This window comes from Streptomyces fumanus, from assembly GCF_014655295.1.
Taxonomy (GTDB): Bacteria; Actinomycetota; Actinomycetes; order Streptomycetales; family Streptomycetaceae; genus Streptomyces; species Streptomyces fumanus.
This window is the reverse complement of sequence record NZ_BNBI01000002.1, coordinates 149,446-174,006: the sequence shown is the minus strand read 5'-3', so window position 1 is coordinate 174,006 and position 24,561 is coordinate 149,446. Positions and strand designations below refer to the sequence as shown.

At 68.1% G+C, this 24,561-nt stretch carries 23 protein-coding genes and 1 pseudogene; 8 read left to right on the top strand and 16 right to left on the bottom strand.

What is annotated here, in order from left to right:
* Positions 1-227: 227 nt before the first annotated feature.
* Genes IE316_RS05025 through IE316_RS05015 form a run of 3 tightly spaced genes read left to right on the top strand, consistent with a single transcriptional unit; the run spans position 228 to position 3,171 of the window.
* The gene (locus tag IE316_RS05025) at positions 228-413 is read left to right on the top strand and encodes a hypothetical protein (protein ID WP_190202895.1); all 186 of its coding nucleotides are present in this window, start codon (positions 228-230) and stop codon (positions 411-413) included.
* On the top strand, positions 410-1,927 hold the full coding sequence (locus tag IE316_RS05020) for an N-6 DNA methylase (protein ID WP_190202894.1): 1,518 nt from the start codon (positions 410-412) through the stop codon (positions 1,925-1,927). The genes IE316_RS05025 and IE316_RS05020 overlap by 4 nt, the downstream gene beginning before the upstream one ends.
* On the top strand, positions 1,924-3,171 hold the full coding sequence (locus IE316_RS05015; RefSeq protein ID WP_190202893.1) for a restriction endonuclease subunit S domain-containing protein: 1,248 nt from the start codon (positions 1,924-1,926) through the stop codon (positions 3,169-3,171). The genes IE316_RS05020 and IE316_RS05015 overlap by 4 nt, the downstream gene beginning before the upstream one ends.
* A gap of 720 nt (positions 3,172-3,891) precedes the next feature.
* Here the strand turns inward: IE316_RS05015 and IE316_RS05010 are convergent.
* Complete coding sequence (locus tag IE316_RS05010) at positions 3,892-4,617, bottom strand: PaeR7I family type II restriction endonuclease (RefSeq protein ID WP_190202892.1); 726 nt, start codon at positions 4,615-4,617, stop codon at positions 3,892-3,894.
* Between the two features lie 12 nt (positions 4,618-4,629).
* On the bottom strand, positions 4,630-6,306 hold the full coding sequence (locus IE316_RS05005; RefSeq protein ID WP_229910203.1) for an Eco57I restriction-modification methylase domain-containing protein: 1,677 nt from the start codon (positions 6,304-6,306) through the stop codon (positions 4,630-4,632).
* Positions 6,307-6,482: 176 nt separating this feature from the next.
* On the opposite strand from IE316_RS05005, the pseudogene IE316_RS05000 reads away from it, so the two are divergent.
* Both IE316_RS05000 and IE316_RS04995 read left to right on the top strand, forming a co-directional pair.
* Positions 6,483-6,749: pseudogene (locus IE316_RS05000) on the top strand (HD domain-containing protein); the annotation flags it as partial.
* A gap of 229 nt (positions 6,750-6,978) precedes the next feature.
* Positions 6,979-8,022, top strand: coding sequence for a phosphotransferase (locus IE316_RS04995; protein WP_229910202.1), 1,044 nt, complete (start codon positions 6,979-6,981; stop codon positions 8,020-8,022).
* Here IE316_RS04995 and IE316_RS04990 read toward each other — a convergent pair.
* The 12 genes from IE316_RS04990 to IE316_RS04935 form a co-directional block, all read right to left on the bottom strand.
* Positions 8,019-9,053, bottom strand: coding sequence for a glycosyltransferase (locus IE316_RS04990; RefSeq protein ID WP_190202888.1), 1,035 nt, complete (start codon positions 9,051-9,053; stop codon positions 8,019-8,021). The two genes, IE316_RS04995 and IE316_RS04990, sit on opposite strands and share 4 nt — an antisense overlap.
* Positions 9,054-9,060: 7 nt before the next feature.
* Complete coding sequence (locus IE316_RS04985) at positions 9,061-9,675, bottom strand: hypothetical protein (protein WP_190202887.1); 615 nt, start codon at positions 9,673-9,675, stop codon at positions 9,061-9,063.
* Positions 9,672-10,550 carry a PIG-L deacetylase family protein gene (locus tag IE316_RS04980; protein WP_190202886.1) on the bottom strand — a complete coding sequence of 293 codons (879 nt, stop codon included), beginning with the start codon at positions 10,548-10,550 and terminating at the stop codon, positions 9,672-9,674. The genes IE316_RS04985 and IE316_RS04980 overlap by 4 nt, the downstream gene beginning before the upstream one ends.
* A gap of 14 nt (positions 10,551-10,564) precedes the next feature.
* Complete coding sequence (locus IE316_RS04975; RefSeq protein ID WP_190202885.1) at positions 10,565-11,296, bottom strand: glycosyltransferase; 732 nt, start codon at positions 11,294-11,296, stop codon at positions 10,565-10,567.
* Positions 11,293-12,174, bottom strand: a complete 882-nt coding sequence (locus IE316_RS04970; protein WP_190202884.1) for a phosphotransferase family protein — start codon at positions 12,172-12,174, stop codon at positions 11,293-11,295. The genes IE316_RS04975 and IE316_RS04970 overlap by 4 nt, the downstream gene beginning before the upstream one ends.
* Positions 12,171-13,058, bottom strand: a complete 888-nt coding sequence (locus tag IE316_RS04965; RefSeq protein WP_190202883.1) for a glycosyltransferase family 8 protein — start codon at positions 13,056-13,058, stop codon at positions 12,171-12,173. Before IE316_RS04965 ends, IE316_RS04970 begins: the two co-directional genes overlap by 4 nt.
* 298 nt (positions 13,059-13,356) lie before the next feature.
* Positions 13,357-13,830, bottom strand: coding sequence for a hypothetical protein (locus tag IE316_RS04960; RefSeq protein WP_190202882.1), 474 nt, complete (start codon positions 13,828-13,830; stop codon positions 13,357-13,359).
* Between the two features lie 187 nt (positions 13,831-14,017).
* Complete coding sequence (locus tag IE316_RS04955; RefSeq protein WP_190202881.1) at positions 14,018-15,220, bottom strand: helix-turn-helix domain-containing protein; 1,203 nt, start codon at positions 15,218-15,220, stop codon at positions 14,018-14,020.
* Between the two features lie 106 nt (positions 15,221-15,326).
* Positions 15,327-15,989 carry an HAD-IA family hydrolase gene (locus tag IE316_RS04950; protein WP_229910201.1) on the bottom strand — a complete coding sequence of 221 codons (663 nt, stop codon included), beginning with the start codon at positions 15,987-15,989 and terminating at the stop codon, positions 15,327-15,329.
* 237 nt (positions 15,990-16,226) lie between these two features.
* On the bottom strand, positions 16,227-16,697 hold the full coding sequence (locus tag IE316_RS04945; RefSeq protein ID WP_229910200.1) for a plasmid mobilization protein: 471 nt from the start codon (positions 16,695-16,697) through the stop codon (positions 16,227-16,229).
* Positions 16,698-17,586: 889 nt separating this feature from the next.
* Complete coding sequence (locus IE316_RS04940) at positions 17,587-18,282, bottom strand: ATP-binding protein (RefSeq protein WP_190203278.1); 696 nt, start codon at positions 18,280-18,282, stop codon at positions 17,587-17,589.
* Positions 18,279-19,187, bottom strand: a complete 909-nt coding sequence (locus tag IE316_RS04935) for a hypothetical protein (RefSeq protein ID WP_190202879.1) — start codon at positions 19,185-19,187, stop codon at positions 18,279-18,281. Before IE316_RS04935 ends, IE316_RS04940 begins: the two co-directional genes overlap by 4 nt.
* 510 nt (positions 19,188-19,697) lie before the next feature.
* Between IE316_RS04935 and IE316_RS04930 the strand changes: the two genes are divergently transcribed.
* From IE316_RS04930 to IE316_RS04925, 3 genes are all read left to right on the top strand, one after another.
* Positions 19,698-19,955, top strand: a complete 258-nt coding sequence (locus IE316_RS04930) for a helix-turn-helix domain-containing protein (protein WP_190202878.1) — start codon at positions 19,698-19,700, stop codon at positions 19,953-19,955.
* Positions 19,956-20,026: 71 nt separating this feature from the next.
* Complete coding sequence (locus IE316_RS35305; RefSeq protein ID WP_373311093.1) at positions 20,027-20,380, top strand: helix-turn-helix domain-containing protein; 354 nt, start codon at positions 20,027-20,029, stop codon at positions 20,378-20,380.
* A 39-nt stretch (positions 20,381-20,419) separates the two neighbouring features.
* Positions 20,420-21,940, top strand: coding sequence for a LacI family DNA-binding transcriptional regulator (locus IE316_RS04925; protein ID WP_190202877.1), 1,521 nt, complete (start codon positions 20,420-20,422; stop codon positions 21,938-21,940).
* A gap of 126 nt (positions 21,941-22,066) precedes the next feature.
* On the opposite strand, the gene IE316_RS04920 is transcribed toward IE316_RS04925, so the two are convergent.
* Together IE316_RS04920 and IE316_RS04915 are read right to left on the bottom strand one after the other, a co-directional pair.
* The gene (locus IE316_RS04920) at positions 22,067-23,236 is read right to left on the bottom strand and encodes a helix-turn-helix domain-containing protein (protein ID WP_190202876.1); all 1,170 of its coding nucleotides are present in this window, start codon (positions 23,234-23,236) and stop codon (positions 22,067-22,069) included.
* The gene (locus IE316_RS04915) at positions 23,223-24,032 is read right to left on the bottom strand and encodes a hypothetical protein (RefSeq protein ID WP_190202875.1); all 810 of its coding nucleotides are present in this window, start codon (positions 24,030-24,032) and stop codon (positions 23,223-23,225) included. Before IE316_RS04915 ends, IE316_RS04920 begins: the two co-directional genes overlap by 14 nt.
* Positions 24,033-24,561: the final 529 nt, after the last annotated feature.

The window sequence follows — 24,561 nt, the reverse complement described above, 5'->3', positions numbered from 1 at the left end:
ACTGCGCCGCCGAAGCGAACACTGCGCTGAAAACCCGAACTTGGTGCTCCATGTCCTCAGGGGCTAACCCGCGTGCGCGCTCCTAGAGAAATCCCAAACGGCGTGCTCCAGAGCCTAGTTCCCTCCGGGCTCTTACGGTTCTGGTGGAACGTGACGGCGGAGCCGATGCGCAGGATCACCACGGGCAGCGCCCGTGCTGCAGGCCCGGGAAAGAATGGGGAGTTGGGATGGAGCGGAAGCTGCTGCTCGCGAGCGTGGCATTTCTCCTGGCCGTGATCGTCGCCTTGATGGGAGGGATCGTGAAAAAGGCAGGCGGCGCGCCCATGACGGGGGCGCTCCAAGCAGGTGCCGCTTCCTTCGCTGCCACCTTCACGCTCGCGCTTCTTTGCCTCTCGACACTGGGACTGGTGTGACCGTGGATCAGCAGCCCGTGCGCAGCGCGACACCGTCGCTCGGAGTCCCGCCGGCCGGGGGGAGCGGGATGTCGTACCGGGTCCGGCGGCTGGTGAAGAGCCTGGCCGTTCGGATGAACACGCAGAATGCCTGCCGGATCGTCCTCGGCCTGATCTACGTGAGGAACAAGGCGCAGGACGCCGTCCCGCGAGCGGGGGAGGGCCACGGTGAGGGGCGAGTCAGTGGCCAACTGCCGTCATGGCGCTGGCTCGTCGACCAGGCCGCGAAACCCTCGCCGCTCGGGCCTCACGTATGGCGTTGTGTGAGCACATGGCTGGCGCCCGTGCTTCGCACGGAGGACGGCGATACGGACCAGAACTTCGTACCCTCTCTTCCTCCGACGGTCGATGACCATCTGCGGACTCTGATCACAGAGATCGACCAGGCCGACCGAGTGGTGGAGCTACTGGAACAGTGCCTGGAGGAACTGTCCGCCGCCCAGGCCAGAGGAGGCCACTACTTCACCCCGCGCGACATCGTGCGTCTTATGGTGGAAGCGGTCGCGCCGCAGAACGGTCACCGTGTGCTCGACCCGGTATGTGGATCGGCGGGGCTCCTGGCCGACGCGGAGCGCTATGTGCGGGAACGGACCGGCCTGCAGCCGAACCTCCTGCTGACGGGCCGGGATCTTCGCTCTGACACGTTGCAGATCGCGCGGTTGAACCTCGCCGCGCGTGGCATCGAGGCCGACGTGGGCTCCCCCACCGACAGTCTCGCCCAGCCGGCGAGTGACTCGTACGACATCGTCATGGCCAACCCGCCGTTCAATCTGTCGGACTGGTGCGCCGCCCCTCCACGTGGCGACGATCCGCGCTGGACGGGCACGGTCCCCCCGCGGGACAACGCGAACCACGCGTGGATCCTGCACATCGCCCACGCACTTGCCCCGCAGGGAAGGGCCTCCGTCCTGATGGCCGACGGGGCCGCCACCGGACTGCGCCCGTCCGAGAAGCGCATCCGTGAGCGCCTGGTCCGAGAAGACCTCGTCGAGTGCGTCGTCGCACTCCCACCCGGCCTCTTCCCTCACGTACGTATCTCCTGCTGCCTGTGGCTGCTAAACCGGGACAAGAGCCCTCACCGGGGCTGGGGGGCCGCCGACCGTCGCAAGCAGATCCTGTTCGTCAACGCCCGCACCGCGTACGAGACCATGGCCGGCTCCCGGCAGCGCCGTCTTGCCGCTGACGGGGTCGGCCGCGTTCTGCGCACCCTGTCCGCTTGGAGGGGCGCCCCCACCATGCAAGGTGAGGCGCCGGCCAGGTACGAGAACGATCCCGGCTGGTGCACCTCGCTCTCCACAGCAGAAGTTGCGGACGCTGGGTACGTCCTCCTGCCTGTGGTCCATGCCTTGGAACCAGCCGACGAACACACGGCAGCGCGCGAGCGCGTGGAGGAACTCAAATGGGATCTCTACGGCAAGTTCGAGAAGTCGCACGCACTGGAACGGGACCTGCGGCGCGTCCTGGACGAACTGTGAGGGACGATCTCGCCACGCACCACATCGGTCGCTCCGAACGGCCGGAGGCATGGACGACCGCAAGGCTGGAGGACCTCGCCAAAGACCTCCACGTGACGTACGGGATCAACGACCGAGGGCTGCCCCGCCATCAGGGAGTAGTACGGGCCGGAGACGTCCGCGACGGCCGCATCACCACGGATCAGCCCGGCTGCGAAGGCGGTGTCATGCAGCGGACCACGCGGGCGACCTTGCAGCGCGACGACCTGGTCGTCGTGCTCGTGCGCCGGGTCGGCGACGCGGCCCTGGTCACCGAGGAGCACGAGGGCTGGGTGACTACCCGCAGTGTCGGCATCGTCAGGTCGAAGGAACGGCACATCACACGGTGGTTGCGCATCTGGCTGAGGACTCGTCGGGCTCAGGCATGGATCCAGCAGCACGTCTCCGCTCACGTCGAGCCGACCCTCAGCATCGACGCACTGAGGAAGATGCCGGTGGCCGTTCCACCGCTGGAACGGATCGAGAAGCTCCATGAACTGGTCACTCTGATCGAGGACAAGACGAGACTCAATCTGTCCATCGCGGCCGATGCGGTCGCCTTGGCAGACGCTCACTACGCCACATGGAATCGGTACCGCACGTCATGGCCGACGTGCGAGTTCGGCCGGGTTGCGCGTGCGTCGACCGGCAGGGCGGCGTCGTCTTCCGCTCCTGAGAACGGCGTCACCTGCAACTGGGGAGCGCCGTCAGACATCCTGACCACACGCCTGCCGTACCTCGATGGCACAGAACGCCAAGGTCTTGCTGTGCCGGGCGACATCTGCGAACCGGGGACCATCCTGATCGCCACTCGACCGGACGGAATGCGCGCTGCCGTGACCCTGCGGCCTGTCGTCGCCGGACGCGGCGTACTGGCGGTACATCCCGGCGACCCCGAGAACCGCTGGTGGCTCCTGCATGAGCTCCGGCTCAGGAGTCGGCAACTGTCCAGGGCCGCTCAGGGCAGGCAGGCGCGTGAGATCACGAAGCGAGCCTTCTCGCGGCTCGACGTTGCCTGGCCCGCGGACGACGTGCGGCGAGAGTTCGACCGCGTGGCTCGGCCGCTGCACCAGGTGGCGCAGCAGCGGGTCGCGGAGAACGCGTCCCTGAACGAGACTCTCGTGACGCTGCTGAGTGCCCTCTCGCCAGCGGCGGATCGACCGGCGGGATCAACCGGCCCCGTGCTAGACGCTGGGCCTGCAGCGCGAACCGGCGTAGCCCGCTGAGGCCACAACGGCCAGGGACTACTCAGGGGCCCGACCCGCATTGCGGATCAGGCCCCTGACCTGGTACTTCACTGTCGGGGTGGCGGGATTTGAACCCACGACCTCTTCGTCCCGAATGAGGTCCGGACAAGATCACTATTTGCGTCTCTGGTAAACGTGCAGGTCAAAAGCTTGGTCTGGGTTGGCGTGGCGGGGTCTCAGTTGGTTTCCAGGAGAAGGTCATCTCCCGAATTTCTCCCAGCGCTTGCTGCTGGGACGGTGGCCCATCGGTGCGCTGCATTCGTGGGCCGCCTTGCGGTAGCAAGTTTGCCAGGCCAGACCGGGGTGCTTGGCACGCAGTGTGGCCAGGCTAGCGATGCCCAGTCCACACCGCTGGTACCGCGGCGCGGTAGACGGCTGCTCGACCGAGCCGAGGCGACAGCGAGGACAAATCAGGTAGTCGGCGGCGAACGCAAACTCGTGTTGATGAGCGGCCGTTCGTTGGCACCAGCCCATGCGTTCGGGTGAGATGTGTCCTGCTAGGGCGAGTCCAGTTGAAGAACGTTCAGCTCGCCGGGACGCCGCCCGAGCCTCCCACCGCTGCCCCGCTGCAGTATCTCGCTCCATGGAACTCGCCCGGACGCGCCGGCGAGGCGTTTGGTGCTCGTCTGTCGTCATCTACCGCCGTGCCTCACATCCGTACCCAACGGCCGCGCGTCGTCAACGTCGCGGGCTCCGCACTTACCCAGGGATGCCAAGGTCCTTCAGGTACGTGAGGCGAGCGTTTATCGCTGCGGAGAAGTGGCGCCAGTCGAGACTCTTGACCAGTTCGATCGGCTTCGGGTTTTCGGCCGAGGACGTGACATAGCACGCGGCATCGTAGAGCTGCTCGTCCATGAGCCTTTCGCAGAAGATACCGAACCGGTCCTGGTACGAGGTTCCATGCCAGACTTCATCGACGGGGAGAGCGCCCTTGGCCGTCTTGACCGGCCTCCGGGATCCCTCGCCGTCCTGCATGATGAAGAAGTAGCCGAGCCAAGGCTTCTCCTCCGGGTACAGATTGGCGAGGGCAGCTCGACGCAGGTCGACTGCGCTGCCCAGCGCCTCTTCGACCCTGTTGTTGTAGTTGTTGCCGTACGACGGTCCCCCCAGTGCCTTCAGCTCGAACGCTGCCACGAGGACCTTGTTGTGGACGACTACGAGATCCCACTGCTTTTGCGGCCGGTAGTAACCGGGCAGTTCAAGGCCCTGCGACTTGGTGACGCGGATGCTGGAAGCTGGGTAACCAGCGTCCAGAAAGAACTTCGCCAAGAGTGTCGCGATGACGTCGAAGTGCTTGCCGCCTCGGACGGAGCCAGCTGTGCCAGCCCCTACCGCGTCCCGGATAGCGGACTGCTCGTTCTGTAGTTGCTTGGCACCCCAGTAGGCCGCGATGGCGTCTTCGAAGTCTTGGCGGGTGACCGTCAAGATCCGCTCCTTCTAGTCAGGCAGCTCGGCAAGCCCGTAGACACGCAAAGCGGCCTCGGTGGCGGCCTCCCTGTCACGCTTGTCGAAGGCTTCGGCGAGAGCTGCCTGGTCGCCTTCGCTGATCATCGCCGGATCCGGGACGCGGATCTTCCGGAGGTACTGGGCTTGGAAGCGGAGGGTTCCCCCGCGCATCTTGACCGCGTACGCCTCCACGAATGCCTCCGCGACCTTGGACAGGAGTAGGCCACCGAGTACGCGCATGTCCCAGACGTCCGAGACGATGAAGTACAGGTTGTGGTGAGGGTACAGGCCGCCTTCATCGAGGACCGGGTGGATCCTTAGCTTCATGTCCGGAAACAGCAGCTTCTGACGACGGGTGAGCTGGTGGTCGACCTTGTCGATTGTCTTGTACCAGCGCTGAGGCTGCTTGACGGCGACGTAGCGCTTACGCAGGGTCTCGGCGTGCTTGTCGAAGTAGGCGGCGAGGAGCGGATATGCGTCGAGGTCGACGAGGTCACCGCTGGCCGTCCAGGGATTGACCAGGTGCGTGCCGTTCCAGTCGATGATGCCGCTTGTGGTGTCGCGGACCATGGCCATGGGAAGCAACCGGTCGTCTTCGACCAGGCCCTTGTCCTTAGTGAGGAAGACTTTGTCGGCGCCGGTGGCGATGCCGATCCCGACCTTCGTTCCCGTCTCGGTGTCCTCCAGTAGCCGGAACCGCTCGGTGAGATCCTCAAGGACCGCAAGCCTGGCCGGCGAAGCGGTCGGCCACGAGTCCTCCTCCGGGAACCAATGCGGCATGCGAGCAGCTTGGAAGGAGGCCGCGGCAACCGTCGGCGGCTCGCCCTCCAGATACCAGCCGACGAAGGCCCGCGCCTGCTCCGCTCCGAAGGACCGGTTCGTGTCCGCGGCGACCGCTGCCCCCTGGGGCTTGTTCGAGATGACGGTGATCGCGGGATAGGCCGAAACCTGATCGTCGAAGGCGTCGACGTCGTGCATCACGAGGGCGAGGTCCATGCTGAAGTGCTTGGTCACCAGCTCCCTCAGCCGCCGACCGTACTGGTTCCGCATCCAACGGTCGGCACAGATGAAGCCCAGTTGGCCGCCTCGGTTGAGGCTGCGCAAGGCCACCTCGTAGAAGCCGATGTAGATGTCGGCTCGGCCCCCCATCGTGGAGCAAGCGCGGCGGTAAGCAGCCATCCTGTCGTCGGGAACGTCTTCAAGCCGGATATACGGAGGGTTACCGACGACGTAGTCGGCACGATGATCGGCGTCCGACTGCAGGAGGTAGTCGCCCCGCTTCACCCACGTCGCGGCAACCTCCCTTGCGTCCCTCGGGTCCCAGCCTGCTTCTTGCAGCGTTTCCGTGACCAGAGTCCGGCTCTGCTCCACGTTACGGCCCAGCAGGTCGAAGGCGCGGACCGCGTCGACCGCATCCACGATGGGCCGCTGGTGCATCTTGCATGACGCACTGATTCGGGATGCGATTACGGTCAAGAACGCGCCGCCGCCGCAGGCCGGCTCCACAAGCCTCAGATCGCAGAGGTCCTTGTCTGCCGTGTACCCGAGAAGGTCCAGGATGAGTTCCACCACCCAGGCACGCGTGAAGACCTCACCGTGCTCCACGGCCTCCTGTAGAGACTCGGGAAGGGAGAGGTCTTCGGTGCTGAACAGCGCGATAGTTGCCACGCTAGGACAGTACCGTCGAACCTTCCCGAAGCCCGACTCCTGTCCACAGAGCGTAGTCATTCGATAGCAGGATTGCCTGCCTCGTGGCGCATTGGTACACCCGGCACGCTTACGCGGGGCATACCCCGGGCAAAGGGCGCGGAATGGATGATCTGATCGAAAAGTAGGCAACGAAGCTGGCGGCAACAGAACTCAGCACCGCGCTCCCGCGTCGGTGGGCGCATACATAGGGAGTGGCGAAACGCGCGACCGAGATTCGGCAGGTCCTCGGCAAGAACGCCGGACTCCTCGTCGTCGCCGCCCCGCTGCACGATGTCGGGTATGCGCCCGCGCTCGCAGCGACCGGCTTCCATCCACTCGACGGGGCCCGCTTCTTCCGCGATGAGCGCGGGGCCGACGAGCGGCTGGCGCGGCTGGTCGCGAACCACTCGTTCGTGCTTCTGAGCGTTATTGCGCCGGCGACCCAAGTGCGATTCCACTAGGGAACTTGTTCGCTAACTGGCCGGACGCGAAATGTGGTCGACCCCGACGGAGATGACCAGCACTGCGATCGCCGAAAGGAGTGGCATGGGGCAGCGCTGTGGCCGAAGGGGACGGAAGGGCCAGGAAGAGCTGCAGGCATTTGTTTGATCGTTGTGCTCGTGTGGGGTGGGCTCGCGTATCGTCCGTGGGGTGATTGATACCACCGCGGCGGCCCGCAGCGATATCGCCGAGAGCGTGCTCGGCGAATTGATCGATGCCTTCGGTCTCGGCGAGGTGCAGGAGCGCCGCTATCTCGCTGACGGGCTGATGAATGCGAACTGGAGGCTGGACACCCCGGCCGGGCAGTTCGCTTTGAAGCAGGTCACGGATGTCTCGCTGGAGCGGTTGCAGCGCAATCTGGCCGTGCTGGCCGCCCTGGGCGACGACGGCCTCCCGGTGAGTGCTCCCGTTCCCACGGTCTCGGGGTCGCTGGTGGCCCAGGTCGGCGGTGGTGCCTGGTGTCTGTTTCCGTGGGTGGCCGGGTCCCATGTCCGGGGTGTTGATCTCGCCCTGCCTCAGGTGGGCGCACTGGGCGCGGAGCTCGGGCGCCTGCACCTGAACCTGGGCAGGGCTTGCGGTCGAGGGCTGCTGCCTGGGGTGCCGGAGACGATCACCGCGGACGTCACGTCGCCGGATCGAGCGGTGGAGAAGGCCGAGCGGTTGTCCGCAGCCGTACGCGACAAGGGCACGGACAGCGACTTCGACAAGGAAGCCGCTGTCGCCTTGGAGCGCCGACGGGCCCTCGTCTTCAAGCATGCCGATCACCGTCCACGATCCGTGACGCCTGAGGGTGATCACGGGTGGACGCATGGCGACGTGCAGTACCGCAATCTGCTCTGGGAAGGCGGGGAACTTGCCGCCATCCTCGACTGGGACCGGCTCGCGGTGCGTCCGTACGCGGAAGAGGTCGTGCGGACGGCGCAGGTGCAGTTCGGAGTGGGCGGGGTGTTCGACCTCACGCGGGTCTCGGCGTTCGTCGAGGGGTATCGGTCGGTGGTGCCGCTGGAGCCGTCTGCGCTGGTGGACGGTGCCCGGCGACTGTGGTGGAAGCGGATGACGGACTTCTGGCAGCTCGAGTTCCACTACGACCGCGGGGACCTCTCCTTCGATGAGCTGTTCACCGCCGACGAGGCGCTGCTGCACTGGTGGACGGACCGGCTGGATCAGGTCGAGGACGCCTTCGCCGCGGGCTAGATGCCGAGGCGTTCGAGGTCCGGCAGCCGGGGGCGGGTGAAGGCGGTCGCACGTTGCCGGGCCTGTGCGCCCAGGGTGTCGTGGTCGGCGGTGCGGATGGCCTCCGCCCACCCTTCCGCGCCGGCCTCGGCGGGAAGCACGATGCCCGCGTTGCCTATGGCTTCGGGGATGCCGCCCCGGCCGGTGCCGATGCTCGGGGTCCCGTGCAGCGCGGCTTCGATGATCACGCGGGGGAAGGCGTCCTCCACCATGGACGGCACGAGCAGGAGGGGGTGGGTGCGGTAGAGAGGGCTCATGTCGTAGACCCGCGGCACCCAGGTGACGTTGGGGTAGTCGGCGAACTCCTCCGCGGTGTTCCACCAGCCTTCCACCAGGGTGAAGCGCTGTTCAGGCATGTGGCGGATGAGCTGGTGCAGTAGCTCGGCGCCTTTCGCCGGGATGGGGTTGACCATGAGCACGGCCCTCGTCCGCTGCCTCCGGTGTGGCTCCGACTTCGGTGGGGTGAAGGGCGGGTACAGCACGGACAGCCGGATGTCATCGGTCCGGGGCGCTCGTCGGAGGACGAACTCGGACACGGCCAGCCCATGGTGCGGACGGCCGTCGAGGACGCCCAGCCCCGTCCTGGACACTGAGTGCAGGATGCCTGCGACGAGAGCCGTGGGCCGGGCTCGGGCGGCAATGTCGGCCGCACCTTCCTGGGAGGTGAACACCACGTCCGGCCGCACCTGGGACAGCAGGCTCCGCAGGGCTGTCGTGATCCGCTGCTGCGGTACGGCGATGCCGTCCACTCCGTTCCACCTGTAGTGCAGATCCTCCTCGGTCTCCTCGTACTCGGTGTCGTTCGCGTCGAGGTAGGTCCGCATCTGGATGACCTGTGGGGACTGGTCCCAGGGTGCTTGGTGGGAGCCGAGATAGATGATGCGCCACCCGGCTGCCGCGAGTTCCTCGGCGAGGAGTTGCTGGGTGACCTCCGCTCCGCCGATGAGGAACGGAGGCGGGGTACGCCGCCAGGCGAAGAGGGCTGTGGGCATCGGCCGGTCACCTGGTCCAGTACGTGACGAGGGCCTCCACCGCGTGTGCGACCGCGTCCGGGCCGGTGTCGGCAGGGATGACGGTCACCTCCCGTGACACGGGTGGCTGCGCTGCGGAGACGAAATAGTCCCGCGCGTGTGCCAGGAACGTCGGCTCGTGGAGGAAGTACTCGGACTCGGCCGCCGTGTGCCCGGCCGCCTTGCGGCGCAGAGCCAGCTCCTCGGCCGACACGTCCAGGTAGAGGGTGTGGTGGGGGCGCAGGAACGGCAGCTCCTGGAGGCGGTCGCGCAGGCGGTGGTGGACGTCGTAACCGAACAGAGCGTCGAGCGCGTGGGCGTGGGCCAGGAGGGTGTCCACCGAGCGGTCCAGGAGAACGATGGGCTTCGCGCTGACGAGTGCCCGGCGCACACGAGTGCCTTCGATGCCCATGAACATCTCGAACGCGGCGAGCTGTTCGGCGGCGGACGCGGTCCGGACGGGCGGGATGTCGGTGCGACGGGCGATGTGCTGGACGTAGCAGTCCGAGACGAAGGCCCGCTTCTCGATGCCGCGCGTGCGCAGGTGGTGAATCGCGGTGGACTTTCCGGCGTACGAGGGCCCTTCGAGCGCGATAATCTTCACGACGGCTCCGTCCGGTAGAAGCGCTCGGCAAAGGCTCCCGTGCGGCTCGGGAGGCCGGCCGCGGTCGTCCACGCGTACCGGATCGGCCGGTACATCTTGCGGACCGGGTGCATCTGCGAGCCGTGCATGTGCAGCACCGTGACCTTGTCGAGCACGACGTCGGTGATGTCGGCCGGCTCGGCTACCAGGGCGTGACCGGTGCGTGCTCGGAAGAGGTGTTGGTCGCAGCCGGCCAGGGCGTAGGTGGGCCAGAAGGCGAGGTCTTCCCAGAACCAGCGGCACCCGAGTCGTACTGCTGCCGCGTGTACGAGGAGGTGGTCGGGGAGGCGGGTGACGGCGGCCGGGGCGAGGAGTTCGGCGTCTGGGCGGGCCTCGGCGATCTCTCGGAGCTCGTCCGTGATCCGGTCCAGGTGGTGTGGATCGAAGGGACGGTACGGGGGTGCTGCGTCCTGGTGGCCGAGGGCGATCCGATGGGCGGCGAAAGGGGCCAGCGCGGCGGCGCCTTCCCGGCTGCGCAGGGCGGATACGGCGGCTTCGGTGACGTAGGTGTCCTCCAGGGCCGGGTGGACGCTGGTGGAGCGGGTGAACACCGTGGCCACCGTGAGCGGCCGGGGATGGGCCAGGAAGGTGCCGGAGGCGGACAGGGCGAAGTCGTCGTGATGGGGTTCGATGACGAGCACCGGGCGGCCGGTCGGGCGCCGTTTCTCGATGAAGTAGCGATCTCCGCTGTGTGGGGCCCTGACTGCGATCACCCGGTGGTCGTGAGCCCGGTGGCGCTCGGCCAGGTGCTCGGTCCACCGCTGGTGGGCGTGCATGAGGTCATCGGGGAAGGTGTAGATCCCTTCCGCGTCCGGCACGGGCAGCGTCATGGTCATTGTGGGCTCCGGGGTCATCGGACGGTGCTCTGGTACCAGTGGCGCCACATGCGAGGGGAGCTGAGCCGCAACCGTGCGGTGACGGGGTTCTGCCACCACAGCATCCGGAGGCTGGACCACTGGTCGTAGCGGCGGGTGGAGGGGCGTACGCGCAGCTCGTCGAGGATCACGACCGGGGCGTTCACGCTGCGGCCGTGGGCCGCCAGCCGGTGGAAGAACTCCACGTCCTCGCTCATGAACAGGTCGTCGCGGTATCCGCCGATCTCCTGGAAGGCGACCGCGGTGGCGAACTGGGCCACGCCTTGGGCGCCGCCGCGCGTGTCCCGGTAGTGGTCCCAGTACGCGCAGAGCAGCCGTGCGCCGAGCCGCTTGGGGGTGTACAGGGGCGGGATGGCGCCGCCGACAGTGCCGCCGTCCATGGCGGTGGCCGCGGCGGTGATCGCCTCCATGGGCAGGGCGACGTCGGCGTCCGTGAAGAACAGCCTGCGGCCACGGGCGGCAGCCGCTCCGGTGTTGCGGACCCGGCCGATGTTGCGGACGGTCTCGCTGATCACTTGGGCGCCGTAGGAAGCGGCCATGTCGGCGGTGGCGTCGGTGGAGGCGTTGTCCACCACGATCACCTCTCCGCGCTCGCCGCTCGTCTCCTGCCACCGTTCGAGGGAGGCGAGGACCGTGGGGAGGTAACGGGGCAGGTATGCCGCTTCGTTGTGGGCTGGAATGACCACCGTCAATCCAGGACTGGTCATCGGGGAGTCCTTTCCCTTCGGGGCGTGCGGAAGAGGTGCGGTGTCTGGCGGGCCAGGTCGTCCAGGCGGTCCGACCACAGGGAGCGGCTCGCACCGGGCGTGGCGTGCATCCAGCAGCGGACGGTGTGGAGGACCACCCAGGCCGACAGCCGTGATTCGTCCAGGGGATGCCGGTAGGCGTCGATCAGCGTGCGCCGGTCCCACGGTGTGTGCGCCGCGGTCATGACGAGGGCGTGAGCGACGTCCGCCTCCCGTCGGCCCGGTGCGGCATCCGTGAAGTCGACCAGGTAACGCGTGCCGTGCGGGTCGGAGAGGACGACGTTGTCGAAGTGGATGTCGCCGTGGCACCACACGCTGGGGGCCCGGTTCGGTGTGCCGGAGATGATGGCGAGGGCGGGGCCGATCCGGCTCAGCAGGTCGGGTGGGCAATGGCTCACCAGAGAGGAGACCGAGTCGAAGAACGGGCGGCGCGGCACCACGTGCTCGACCGGCGCCCCGTGCAGACGCCGGAGAAGATGGCCGAGGTCCTGGACAGCCTGGGCATGAGGAATGTGGCCGGACCGTACGAAGGCCCCCAGCGTCCGCCCACCGAGATCACGGGTGATGAGCGCGGTGGCCCCCTCTTCGGAGATCACGCCACTGCCGAGCACCCGCGGGACCGGTACAGCGGCGCCGGCCGCGCGGATGGCGGCGGCCTCGGTCAGCGCGTTGCGGCGGGCGGTGTGGTCGTACAGCTTCACGATCACGCTGCGATCGTCACGGAGGCCCGCCCGGAACACCGCCGTCCGGGAGCCCGACGACAGGCGTTCCCCGGTCCGGACGGACGCCCCGAGGAGTGCGCTGCACGCATACGAGACCAAGGCGGGTGGCCTGGTCATCGAAGCCCCACAGGCTCGGGATGGGCGGCGCCCAGCGCGCGGACATGCCGAAGGGTCCGCTTCAGCAGAGCGCGGTACTCCAGTACGTCGGCCGTAGCCGGGCAGTCTGCCTGCCATGGCTTCTCCGGGCCCACGAAGTGGAGGAGACGGGCGGCCGGGTCGGGCCGCAGATGGCGGCTGACGACGCGACGTACCCAATCGCCGCGTTCGAGATACCGACCCACCTCGAACCGGTTGTACGCGGCGCCGACCGGCCGCACTCGGCCGGTGCGGAGGAACCACAGGTTCAGAGCGTCCTGGTCGTTGTGGAGGATGTGTCGGCGGTGTCTGGCCAGGGCCTGCGCGACGCCGTGGCGGATACGCGGCAGATCGGCGGCGTGAGCCCACAGGAGCCCGGCGTTGTAGTAAGGGCGGTCTCTCAGATATGGCCAGCGGTCCACAACGCCCGGCAGGGCAGGGCATCCACCGACGGACGGGTTGAACTCGTCGCGTACGGCACCTACCTCACCCGGACGAAGAGCATGGAGCGGGGTGGTCAGGTCGCCACGGACCAGGACGTCGGCGTCCACGTAGACCAGGTATGGCCGGCGGACGAAGCGGGGCGTGAACTCGAACCGCAGATACGTGGTGACGGTGATGTACGAGGTGTCCGCCATCCGCGCGGAGCGCAGCGGGGAACGACGGGCCAGGGCGAACGAGCCGAAGCCAACTCGTTTGGCGAGGTGGGCCAGCAGCAGCGCCTGGGGCGGTCCGAGGTCGAAGCTGAGTAAGCGCAGCGCCGCGGCCTTGCGGGCGCGAGGACTGAGGCTGTCAGCCAGCGAGGCGATCGTGGCGAGGCCGGGGGTGAGGTAGTGCCGGTCGATGCAGATGCCGAATGCGTACACGGCGGGTCCACCTTCCGGGCGTGGTGTGGGGAGCGATCTGGCGATGAGTGGTGAGTCGTGGGCGCGCTTGCTCTCCGGCTGGGCCGGTGGCGCCGACTCCGTCATGAGCCGCGTGGCGGCGGGGCATCAAGCGGTGCCTGTCGTTTCACGCGTTCCTCGCGCGTCTCGATGACGTGGAGGCTGTCGGGCTCGTCCGTCTCCCATTGGTTCGTCGTGCCGCCCGACACCGGACGCAGGACCCACACAGCGCCTTGCTTGATGTCGGTGACGATGGCGTGGCGCCCGTCGGCGTCCTCGATCAGATCACCGACTCCTGCCCGTGCCCGGGGCACGAGGCGGCTCCCGGAGCGAGGTCTTTCCACAGCCACCAGCCCGCGGAGGCTTCGAGCAGAACGCGCAAGCGTTCCTGTCGTCCGGAGGTCTGGCGGGGTGGCGGGGACGTCGCCTCGGCGAGGAAGCCGCCTCGGTCACGGATGAGGACACCGAGTGCGGCGAACTGCGCGGCGTCGTCCGCGAGGTGGGAGATTCCGGCGACGATGATGCCGCGGACCAGACCGGAGGACAGCGTGGTCGTGACAGCCGTCCACGCCGGGCGGACGTCCAACGGCACACACGGGTCGTCATCGGACCAGGCGCCGGCCACGTGCCAGTGCCGGGCGTCGGCGTAGCGGCGTGCGCGGCGTTCGGCCTCACGGACAGCGGTCGACTCGAACGCGCAGGAATAGATGGCGACCGGCACGTGTCCGATGCCGCCGGGTGGGGATGTGGACATGCGATCAGCGTGCTGCCCGCCCTGTCCGCGGGACAGGCACGGCCTGTGGCAGTGCCAGAAACTCGTGACGCGACGGCCTGACACGATCCGTGCTTCCGTGGTCTCGTCCTCCAGCAGGACTGCAACGGGACGTGACAGTCGGAACGGTGGCGGCCGTGGGAGCTGCTACGGCACGTGGCGGTGCCGGTCAGCGGACGGCGAGGGGCACACCGGCCGCACGGGCGAGCCCGCGGAGCCGCGCGACGGACACACCGGCGAGACGGGAGATGATCACTCCGGGCAGCATCTGGTGCCGCGCCCACGCCGATGCCATGCCGCAGACGCTTTCCAGGGTGTCGGCAGCCTGGTCCCATCGGCGGCACTCCACGTGCGTCAAGGCGACGTCGAGGCCGTATCGGGCCCGAGTGGCGAGGGGCACCGTGTCGTCCAGCCGGACCGTGTCCATGAGCCGCAGCGCACCGCCGGTGTCGCCGAGGGCGACGGCGACGCTCATGGCCTGCGTACCGGCGTACAGAGGCCCGAAGGGCTGGGCATGCCGGCCACGGGCGTGTTCCATTCCGAGGCGGGCGCCGACCGCGTGGGCCTGGGAGAGATACTCCCGTGCGGTGTCCGGCGAGGAGCCACCCCGGGATGCGGCCACAGCAGCGTTCGTGACGAGCTGCCCGTACACAGACAACCGGTCCGGATCGTGCTCGGACATCTTGGGTTCGATCCGGTCGGCCTGAGCCGCGGCGAGGGCGAAACCCTGCGCGGTCCGCCCGTCGCGGAGATTCACCCACGCCGTGGTCGCGGCCAGATGGGCATCCCGCAGGTCGTCACCGGCCTGAACGGCGATCTGCCGGCCGTAGGTGAGCGCCGCGTAGGCCAGGTCCCGTGAACCCCACACGTTCGCGGCCATCCCGGCGGTCTGGAAGACGTCGGCCAGGACGCCGGCCGCGGCCTCCCGCTCGTCGGCGTCCGCCAAGTCGTACCGGGCGCGAGCTTCCGGAAGCAAGGCTCCGAGCAGCGCACCGAGTTCGGTGTAGCGCCCTGCCCAGTAGGCGGCGTCAGCGCGCCGGACGACATCGCGGAGCTCCTGAACGGTGCCTGGCTCGGTGTCGGTGGGGATGCCGATGGCGGCATCGTGCGTGGCAGCGGACAGCGCCCGCAATGCCGCACGCTCGTCGCGGTCCATGGAGCGACGGGGCGCCTGTTGGCCGAGGAGCACGGCGATGTCGGTGCCGAGGGCGGAGGCGATGGACAGAAGCGACGGAAGGGAAGCGGTGCCACCGCGTTCCAGTTTCCGTACGACGCCCACGGAGACGTCGGCGGCTTCCGCCAACTGCTCCTGCGTCATGCCACCGCGCAGCGACCTGAGCCGTTCAGCGGTGCTGTACTCGGACCATTGCATGCCAGCAGCTCCTCCCCGATCGGCCAGGCACGGACCGTACCCACTGCCTTACGAGCAGCGACAGGCGTAGGCACGAGAGCAGAGCCCAGTTGGCTGGAAGTCGCCGCTAGACGGAAAGCGCGGCGCTCACACCGAGCAGTCTTTCCAGTTCCGCCACCGTGGACGCTTCGTCCGTCGCGAGGACGGTGGTGATGCCCAGGGCCTGGGCCGGCGGGAGGTTCCGAGGGTGGTCGTCGACGAACACGCACGCCTGTCCGGGAAGCCCGAGGCGTTCCAGCGTCAGCTCGTAGATGGCGGGGTCGGGCTTCGCCATGCCGACCTGCTCGGAGATGACGTGCACGTCGAAGAGGTCCCAAACGTTGGCGTTCATGTACGGGTTGAAGGGGTCCATGCCGAAGCTGTTCGACAAGAGAGCGAGACGGTATCCCCCGTCCTTGGCGGCACGCGCGAGCGCGGCCATACGGCGGGCCGCGGGCACCGCGGACCAGGCCCGACCCATCAGGTTCTCCGGTACGACATGGGCACCGAGAAGGGCCGCAGTGCGCTTGTTCCACTCCTCCTGGTTGATCTCGCCGACCTCCAGCGCCGCGTACAACCGCCGGCCCTCCGGGTCATCGTTGAGCGTGGCACGCCACGCTTCCGGGCGAAGCCCTTCGGACTCGCACCAGGCTCGGTGCACGGACCGCGGATCGGCGGTCAACACCCCGGCGAAGTCGAGGATGAGTCCCTGCTTGGCTGGCTGATCCGTGGCACCCATGGGTTGCGGCATGCTGGTTGCTTCCTCTCCCTTGTCCTTACAAAAAGCTACCGCGCACAGACGGGTGAATCGCCGACAAGCCTGCCGCTTCGATATGCGTTTGGGGGCAACTGGTACCTGCCGAGCCCGAGTTCGGCCCCTATCCCCTAGCAGTCCGTCTATGCCTGCGGGCCTGACCTGGGACTTCTCCACCTCCCTCACGTCGGCCTGCTGGGGCTGGTGGAGGCGGGGCGTCGTCCGGAAGTCGGGTCAGTGCTGTTCCAGCAGTCGGTCGGTAGCTGCCTGTACGCGGCTCACGGCACGCTGGACCGCTGTGATGACCGCGTCGATTTCGGCAGAGGGAGCACCGGTGTTGAGGGCGCGGGCGATTTGGTTGAGGTTGTTGCCGACCTGCCCGAGGTGCCGGCGCGCGGCGAACAGTTCGGCGACCAGCTCACGGTGGCCGGCTATGGCGGCGGCGGTGTTGTCTAGGTCCTGGGCGGCGGCGAGGCCGCTGCGGGCGAGAAAGGCGGGCAGGCTTGTACGGGTCGCGCGAGCGGCGGTGGCGAGCTGGGTCTTCTCGTCGTCGTTCAGGCGGACGCTGCATACGTAGTCACGCTTGTGTGCGGTCGGTTTCGGCGAGCGCTTGCGCGAGGTCTTCTTCGTGGTGCGGCGCTTGCGCGGTGACGGCTTCTCCTCCGGCTGCGATCCGCCCTCGGTCGCTGTCTGGTGGGCCGGCACCTCCTGGTGCCGGTCCGCTCCCGCCATCCCCGGGGCGGGCTCTGGCCGGGACGCCTTCCCCGGCGGGGAAGAGTGTCTTGGCCGATAACTTGCTCCGCCTGGGGCCGGGGTGGTGGTGTCCCGGTGGGGGCTGGGGGGTGATTCGTGGTTTGCCTGGTGCACGGAAGTCTCTTTCGGCCGTCTGAGCATGGCCTGGCGTGTGGTGTTGTGTGGCTCCCGGGGGAGGGTGCGGAGGGACGGGCCAGGGAGGTGTGCTGTTCCGGGACCCGAGCCGATGGGGGACTGGTCCCCACTTCTTCTGGCCGCTGGCGTGCGGGGACCGGAGATGGGTCACGGGTGGATGCCGTCCCGAAAGTGAGGGGACTGGTGATCTAGGTCCCCACATCCGATGAGCCCGTTGGGGACCGGTCCCCGGGTTCGTCCCCGGCCCCCACTCCCCGTCCCCGGCCCCCCGGAGTCGGTCCCCGGTCTCCATCCCGACGCTGACGCCGGTCCCCGTCCATGGGACGTCGGTCCCGTCGCACTCCACTTTCCACGCAGCCGTGGGCCGCGTGACCTGCTGCTTCGCCGGGACCGGTCCCCGGGACCGATGGGTGTGCCGGGGACCGGTCTTCAGTCCCCGATCGAATCCCGGTCCCCGCTCCCAATTTCGGCCCCCGGTCCCCAGGTGTGGTCCCCGAGTCGGGCCTCGGTCCCCGACGGGTTGTCGCTGCGTCGGTCCCCGGATGGTCCCCGCACGTTGGGGACCGGTCCCCGCGCTCGGTCCCCGGTCCCCGCACTCGGTCCCCGGTCCCCTAAGTCGACCCGCATTCGGTCCTGGCACCACTCCGGTCCCAGGATGAGAGCCTCTCGAAAATCCGGACCCAGTGGTCGGCGGACTGCTGCCGGTTCAGGTGGACCGGTGGCGGCGTCGGTCGGGGCCGTCGAGGATGACGCGTTCGGTCATCTCGGCGAGGCGGGAGGCGACGCGGTCGCCGAGGGCGGAGCGGAGTTCGGCGGTGGGGAGGTTGGTGGTGATGAGGGTGGGGAGCATGTGCTCGTACCGGTGGTTGACGAGCCGGTAGGTCAGCTCCTCGGTCCACTCGCTGGTCCTGGCCGCGCCGAGGTCGTCCAGCAGCAGCAGCGGGCTGCGTGCCAGGGTCTGCAGGTCGCGTTCGGTGTCGTGGCCGGCGCGGGGGCGCAGGCGGGCGTGGAGGTCGGCGGTGGTGATGGCTTCCCAGCGCAGGCGGACTCCGCAGGCGAGGAGGGTGCGGATGGCGCCGTACGCCTGGTGGGTCTTGCCGGTGCCGGTGGGGCCGGCGATCAGCAGCGACGGGCCTTCGGCGATGCCGGGTCCGCCGGGGCCGGGGCGTCCGGCGCGGGCGATCTCGTCGGCCCAGGCGGTGATCTGCGGGTGGTCGGCCAGGGCGCGGCGGTAGCGGGCGGGGATGCGGGTGTCGGCGAGCTCCAGGGCGGTGACCGACGCGGCCGGGGGCTCCCCGGCGGCCGCTGCGGCGGGGTCGATGCCCCGCCTGGCCAGGATGTCGTTGAGGCGGGCGGCGATGGGGCCGACCTGCTGTGGTTCGCGGGTGAGGGTGGCGGTCAGAGCTGGTCTCCATAGGCGGCGGCGACATCGGCGGGGTTTGTCCACGACCTGTGGACAGCCTGCCTGGCGGGGGTGGCGTTCATGGCCTCGTGCACAAGGCTCGGCAGGATGCGGGGGTGCAGGCCCTTGGCGCGATGCAGCGTGAGGCCGGCCCGGATGTGTGCGGGGTCGATGCCCTCGTCGAGCAGCTTGCGCACCTCGCGACCGAGATGGCCCAGGACGTCCTGGGGCGGGCGGTGTGCGCAAGCGGCGGCGTATTCGGCGATGAGTTGCTTGGCCGAGACGGTGTCGGGCGCGGGGGCGCTTGCGCCCCCCGAAGGGGTACTTCCTAGATCCATGATCCTAGGTCCTAGATCCGGACCCTGAGGACTCACTGACTGCTCCGTGAGCCTGTCGTGCGCCTTCACGAAAGGCTCCGTGAAACCGCTCTGACCTGCACTTTCACTCTCCTCTCCGCGATTCACGGCTGTCTCTTGCTGGTGGCGGGAGCCCTCACGGAGGGTTCCGTGAGGCAGCGGTGCGGCCTCGGTGAGGCCAACTCGTGCGGCGCCGCCGACGGTGTCGTGGTGAGGGCATGCGGGGAGCCGGCTCTTGCTGGGCCGGTTGATCTTCTGGTGCTGGTGCCAGGTGACGACGTGCAGGTAACGCTTGTCGTCCGGGCCGGTGTAGCGGCAGATGAGGCCGGCGTCGGCGAGCTGGGCGAGGTCCTTCTCGACGTCAGCGGGGGTGTGTTCGGGGCGCAGGACCCAGAGCTGTCCGGCGATGATCGCGGCGTGGTCGCGGTGGCGGCCCTGGTCGTCGGCCTGGGTGAGCAAGCCGAAGAAGGTGCGCTCGGCGGTCAGGGTGACGGCGGCCAGGGACTCGGAGACGAAGGCTTCGGGCTTGATGGTGCGGATTCGTGCCAAGAGCGGGGCGGTCCTCACTCGGTGGCCAGGGGCGGGCACCCATGGCTCACCGTCGACGGGGGCGGTGGTGGCGTCAGGTGTGGGGGAGTTGCCGACCGGCTGCCGCTCGGCTCGCTGAGCCGGTTGCGGCTTTTCCGGAACTGTCGTCAACATAGCCACACCCAGTGCGGACAAGTCCAGCCCCAAACGGCCAGATCTCTGACGGCAGAAAGGCGGTCGGAAACAGGTCGGAGAGGGCGGTGGGAAAACGGTAGGGCACGATCGGCCGCTGACCAAATAGTTGCCCGGAAACCCGAGCCAGAAGGATCACATCGGCAAACCGTTGACGTCTGCGGGCGGCGAAGCTACAACACAACATCCCACGTTAGAGCGGCTCTCTGGTGTCGGGGCCCGTTCGGGATCCGGCCTTGCGCAGCACCCCGACCGCCTCGCTCATCGATTGAGCGCGGCGCAACATAGCCGACGATCGCCGGTTAACCAAACCGCCGAATGCGCGCTACAACTGGAGCCATGGCAGCACGACCTCTGGGAATAGGACCCGCAGGATTGACGGTGGCCCGCACCATGGGAATTTTCCGCATCGAGCGCGACCTCCCGCAACGGGAGCTTGCCGCTCGTGTCACCGCTCTCGGCCGGCCGATGTCCAACACGATGCTGTCCCGCATCGAACTCGCCAAACGGCGATGCGATATCGACGACCTCGTCGCCATCGCCGCAGCCCTGCAGGTGTCACCCGCCGCCCTCCTCCAGGAGCCGGGCGCCGCCTGAGCCGCTCACGCAGCCCCTCCCCGCCCTCCCGACCAGGAGCCGCCCCCTTGCACCAATCCACGCCCGCGCCCGTGCCCCACAGGCCGTCTGACGTCCCTCCGCCCCGCCTCTACCGCCCCGAGGAAATCGCCGAGACGCTCGGCTGCTCGGCTTGGTGGGTCAAGGACCGGGCGCGTCGGCGCTTGATACCGCACACACGAGTCGGCCGCGCCTACCGCTTCACCGCCGAACACCTTGCCGAGATCATCCGAATGCACGAGCAGCCAACCCCCCTGCGACCCGACTCGCCATCAACGCAGACCCCTCCGTCCAGCCCGGTCGATAGGCCGGCGCCTGCCACCTCACGGGCAGGGCTCACCACCTCGCCCGCCCCACGTCTTCGGGCCCGACCGCCCCGCAGGTCCCAGTACGGCACTGCCGTCTGACAACACCCGGTACACCGCAGACAGGAGATAACCCGAGGCGTGGGCTACGCCGAGAAGCGCGGCAGCTACTGGCGCGGCAGATACAAGATCAGCAAGGGTGAGTACGGCACGGTTGCCGACCCGACGGGCACGGTGATCAAGTTCGCGACCAAGCGGGAAGCCAAGCAGGCTGCGGACGAGGAAGAGGCCAAGATTCGACGTGGCACCTGGCGCGACCCGTCGGCCGGCCTAGAGACGTTCGGCGAGTACGCCAACCGCTGGTACGAGGCCCAGGACCTGGCCGCTTCGACCATGCAGAACTACCGGCGTCACATCGAGGAGCACCTGCTCCCCGTGTTCGCCGACACGGCCCTCGCCGGCATCCTCCGCTCGGACGTGGACACCTGGGAGAAGCGCGAGAAGGCCGCCTACGCCGCGTCCAGCGTCAAGACATGGCGCTCGACGCTCCACCTCATCCTGGAAGACGCCGTGGACGAGGGCCTCATCGCCTCCAACCCCGCCGCAAAGCGGCGCGGGCGTGGCAAACGCGCCGGCCGCTCCCGCGACCGTGGCCCCGAAAAGGTCATCACCGATCCGCTGGGCTTGCTGCTCATCGCAGAGCGGGCGGCGCTGCTGTCCGGCCGTGACGACGAGTTCGTCGCCGTCGTCCTCAAGGGCTACACGGGGATGCGGTGGGGCGAGATCGTCGGACTGGAGACCCGGTACGCCCGGCCTGGAGCCATACGCGTGGAGCACCAGTTGTACGAGCTGGACTCGGGCGAGGTGGTCCGTTGCCCGCCCAAGGACGACAGCTACCGCACCATCGACGCGATGGACTGGCTGTCGGCCCTGGTCGCCGACCACATCGCGCGTACGAAGCCTGCCCCGTGTCCGTGCCACGGCAAGCGGTACGTCTTCCGAGGGCAGGGCACCGCCCGCACCGGAGGGCATCAGGGTGCCAAACTCGTCGATGTCGCCCGCCGCTCAGGAGTCTCCACCGGCACGGTCTCCAACGTCCTGAACCACCCGGAGCGCGTCCGGGAAGAAACCCGTGCACGAGTGGAACTGGCCATCGCGGAGCTGAACTTCGTGCGCGGAGGCGCACCGACGGAGAACGCCGCGCACTGGCGTCGCAACGGCTTCGCCACCTGGCTGTTCACACCGGCGACCTCCGGCTGGTACCCGAAGAAGGCGCCCCAGGAGGCCCGTCCCGTGCCGCTGCTCGGTGCCCCGTGGCCAGGTGTGCCGGTCCGCGGCCGCAACGCTCAGGACCGTGCCGACTCCTGCTGGGCCCCGATCGCCAGGGGTCTCACCCCCCACGGCCTGCGCCACTCCCACCGCACCCACATGGAGGACCTCGGAACGGAGAAGGTCCTCATGGACGAGCGCATGGGTCACATCGACGGCTCAGTGTCCGCGCGGTACGCCCACGTCACCCCCGGCATGCGCCGCCGCCTCATGGCCGGCCTGACCCAGCAGTGGGAGGCGTCGCTCGACGCCCGCCGGAGGATGCATCCGAGGTCACCGGTCGCTGTCTTGGACCGGTTCCTGCGAGCGCGCGATGCCGTGACTGCCTCATGATGGGGAGGCGGGGCCGTGGTTCCTCCCGTTAGAGGGCCGCTCCCTTGGCTGCTCGTCGGGTGGTGGTTGGGCCCTGCCGGCCTTCAAGACCCGGTGCTCATGCCCTTGCGCCTCGCAGGTTGGACATCACCGTACGAGGCGTAGCACCGGCCGCTGTTCCTGAACGCCGATGAGTTCGCGTACGCGCTGTGGTGCCCAGGCCAGTTCGTGTGCCAATGCCGGCACGGACAGGTCCGCTTCTTCAGCGGCCAGGTCAAAGGCTTGACGCAGCAACGAAGGCTGTTCGCCGGGATAGTTGGATACAGACTCGGGTCCGAAGCCGGGTTGTCCTTCGAGAGCACGAAGACGCTGATACGCGCGGCTTGTGGTGGCATCGGAGATCAGTCCCAGCTCGCGGCATCGGTAGATGAGTGAGTGGATAGAGACACCCCAAACGCGCCGCAGCTCGGCGAGCCGGGCGAGATCCATACGCTTGGGCAGCAGCGGCAGGATGCTGGCCCGCGGAGTGAGGAACTCGGCAGCGAAGGCGTCAGCTTCTTTCTCCTGGCGACTGTCACCGGTTGCGTCACCGTGCAGTACGAGATGCCCCAGTTCATGAGCGGCCGTGAATCGGTGGCGATAGACATCGTCGGCCCGGTTGGCAGTGAGGATCACGAGAGGCCGCGCCGCGCGGGTGGAGAAGGCATCCACGGTCGCGGCCGATGGGTCGGAGGCCGGTGGCATCACGACAACGACTCCGTGGGACTCCATGCGCCGCACAAGATGGGTGACAGGCCCGTCGCCGAGGCCCCAACGACGGCGCAGCTCACGTGCGGCCTCGGCTGGGTCGGTGGAAAGTTCTGCGCCCGGGTGGACCTCACCGCCGGCGAAACCCGGCAGGTCCACCGGTGGCAGTTGCACTCGCAGTTCCAGCGCGTAGGTGAGTTCCCATACCTGCTCAGCGAAGGCAAGGGCGCGTTCTCGCTTCGACTTAGGCGTGCTGCGCAGGCTACGGAAGTGGGCCATCGAGGCGTCCAGCCGATTTGCCGGGCGACCGGCCAAGAAGAAGGTTGCGGGCACCCCGAGGGTTTCAGCGAGGCGGGGAATGAGGTCGGGCCGGGGATGGGACACTCCCGTCTCGTACTGACCCACAGCGGCTGGAGTCACACCGAGGGCGACCGCGACGTCCTTTTTCGTCATTTCGGCCAGTCGCCGGGCTTGGGTCAGCCGGGCTGGATCGAAGCCGTCGGAGATAGCGCGGGGGGTGGTGCCCCGCTCTTCCAGGCCCGGGATGAGGTCTTGCTCAATGGGTCGCATCGTCTTCGCTGATCTGGTCGTCGGCTGGCTCTGCTTCGGTCAGCGGCGGAACGTCTCGCTGCCGGTCGACGTTCGGTCGCGACGACAGCGTAAGGGTGGGCTCCGCGCCGCGGTCGAAGCTGGTCAGCTCCAGGTCAGGCGGTGCCGGCTGCAACGGAATGACAGTCAGGTGCTGTCCGTGCGTTGTGACGGCCTTGGGGAGAGAGAGGGGCTCGGGGTTCGTCTCCCACTGCAGACGCCCGCCCTCACCCAGTGCGGCGATGCCCCAGTACGCCTCCAGCAAGCCTGAGGCGTTGCATGCAAAGGGCACGAGGACGAGACGAGTGTCCGGCGGTAGCGAGGCGAGACCGCCGCGCAGCTCAATGTCAGGAGCAGCTTCGTCAAAGCCCTCGAAGTCGAAGCTGCCCTGTACCTCGGGTGGCTCCGGCGCGAAGGTGAACAGTTCCTTCACCAGCCGGGACTCGTTAGGGATGCGCGCGGTTCGGACATCCACCTTCTTCTTCGAGTAGGAGAACGGGTAGATCAGGCCGCGTCCGACAAGCATCAGCTCAAACGGGAACTGGAAGGGCTTGACGGGAGTTGCCCCCGGCAGGTCCTCCAGTTCCTCCTGTACCCGCTCGTACTGCCCCTGCCACCGGGCGGAACCGTAGGTGTGGTTGGTTCGCGAGCTGGCCTGCTCCTGCGCTGCCTGTGCGTTGGCCTGCATGTTTCGCAAGGCTTGACCCAGTCTCTTCCGTACTTCTGCGGCCTGCTCGCCGAACAACTCGGTCGCCCAGGGCGAAAGATGGGCACTCATCCGGGCGACTCCTTCGGTCGGACTTCACATCGGACCATCCAGCTCTGTCATGCACTTTAGTTGATGTAGCTCTTCTTGCACAAGCACTTTGTTGGAGCTAGGTATGCGTGCACTTCGGACGCTGGGGGCTGTTCGTCGCCCCGTGTTCTCGCCCGCTGCTACTGCAGCTAAGCCTTCTCTGCGTCCGGACATCCACGGCTGGATGGAGGGGTGGGCAATCAGGAGGAACCCGCCCCACGGGGAGGCGCGGACTGCCAGGCTCTGAGGCGTGAAATATGCAGTGCCGGTAGATGCCCCGCATCCCGGGGGGAGCCCCGGAGTTGGACCCGCTTCAGCGCTGCGACCGAGATCTTTACTTGGCGGACGAGAGCAGTACTTGGCGGATCTTGCTTCGCTAACGCTGCGTTGTTGAGACTTGGCGCTGTCGTTGGCCCTTGAGCGTTGCAGCTAGCCTGTGCCTACCTGTGACTGAACTCGGTAGGTTGAGCCCTCCGGTTGGCCCCTGCAAATGATGGGTGGCCCCGTACGA

Bases quoted from the DNA above. Each gene is read 5' to 3' on its own strand.
- IE316_RS04915 (WP_190202875.1), bottom strand. From the start codon at position 24,032: ATGAGTGCCCATCTTTCGCCCTGGGCGACCGAGTTGTTCGGCGAGCAG.
- IE316_RS04930 (WP_190202878.1), top strand. From the start codon at position 19,698: ATGGCAGCACGACCTCTGGGAATAGGACCCGCAGGATTGACGGTGGCC.
- IE316_RS04955 (WP_190202881.1), bottom strand. From the start codon at position 15,220: ATGCAATGGTCCGAGTACAGCACCGCTGAACGGCTCAGGTCGCTGCGC.
- IE316_RS05025 (WP_190202895.1), top strand. From the start codon at position 228: ATGGAGCGGAAGCTGCTGCTCGCGAGCGTGGCATTTCTCCTGGCCGTG.
- IE316_RS04970 (WP_190202884.1), bottom strand. From the start codon at position 12,174: ATGACCAGGCCACCCGCCTTGGTCTCGTATGCGTGCAGCGCACTCCTC.
- IE316_RS04990 (WP_190202888.1), bottom strand. From the start codon at position 9,053: ATGCCCACAGCCCTCTTCGCCTGGCGGCGTACCCCGCCTCCGTTCCTC.
- IE316_RS04960 (WP_190202882.1), bottom strand. From the start codon at position 13,830: ATGTCCACATCCCCACCCGGCGGCATCGGACACGTGCCGGTCGCCATC.
- IE316_RS04950 (WP_229910201.1), bottom strand. From the start codon at position 15,989: ATGCCGCAACCCATGGGTGCCACGGATCAGCCAGCCAAGCAGGGACTC.
- IE316_RS04975 (WP_190202885.1), bottom strand. From the start codon at position 11,296: ATGACCAGTCCTGGATTGACGGTGGTCATTCCAGCCCACAACGAAGCG.
- IE316_RS04980 (WP_190202886.1), bottom strand. From the start codon at position 10,550: ATGACCATGACGCTGCCCGTGCCGGACGCGGAAGGGATCTACACCTTC.
- IE316_RS04920 (WP_190202876.1), bottom strand. From the start codon at position 23,236: ATGCGACCCATTGAGCAAGACCTCATCCCGGGCCTGGAAGAGCGGGGC.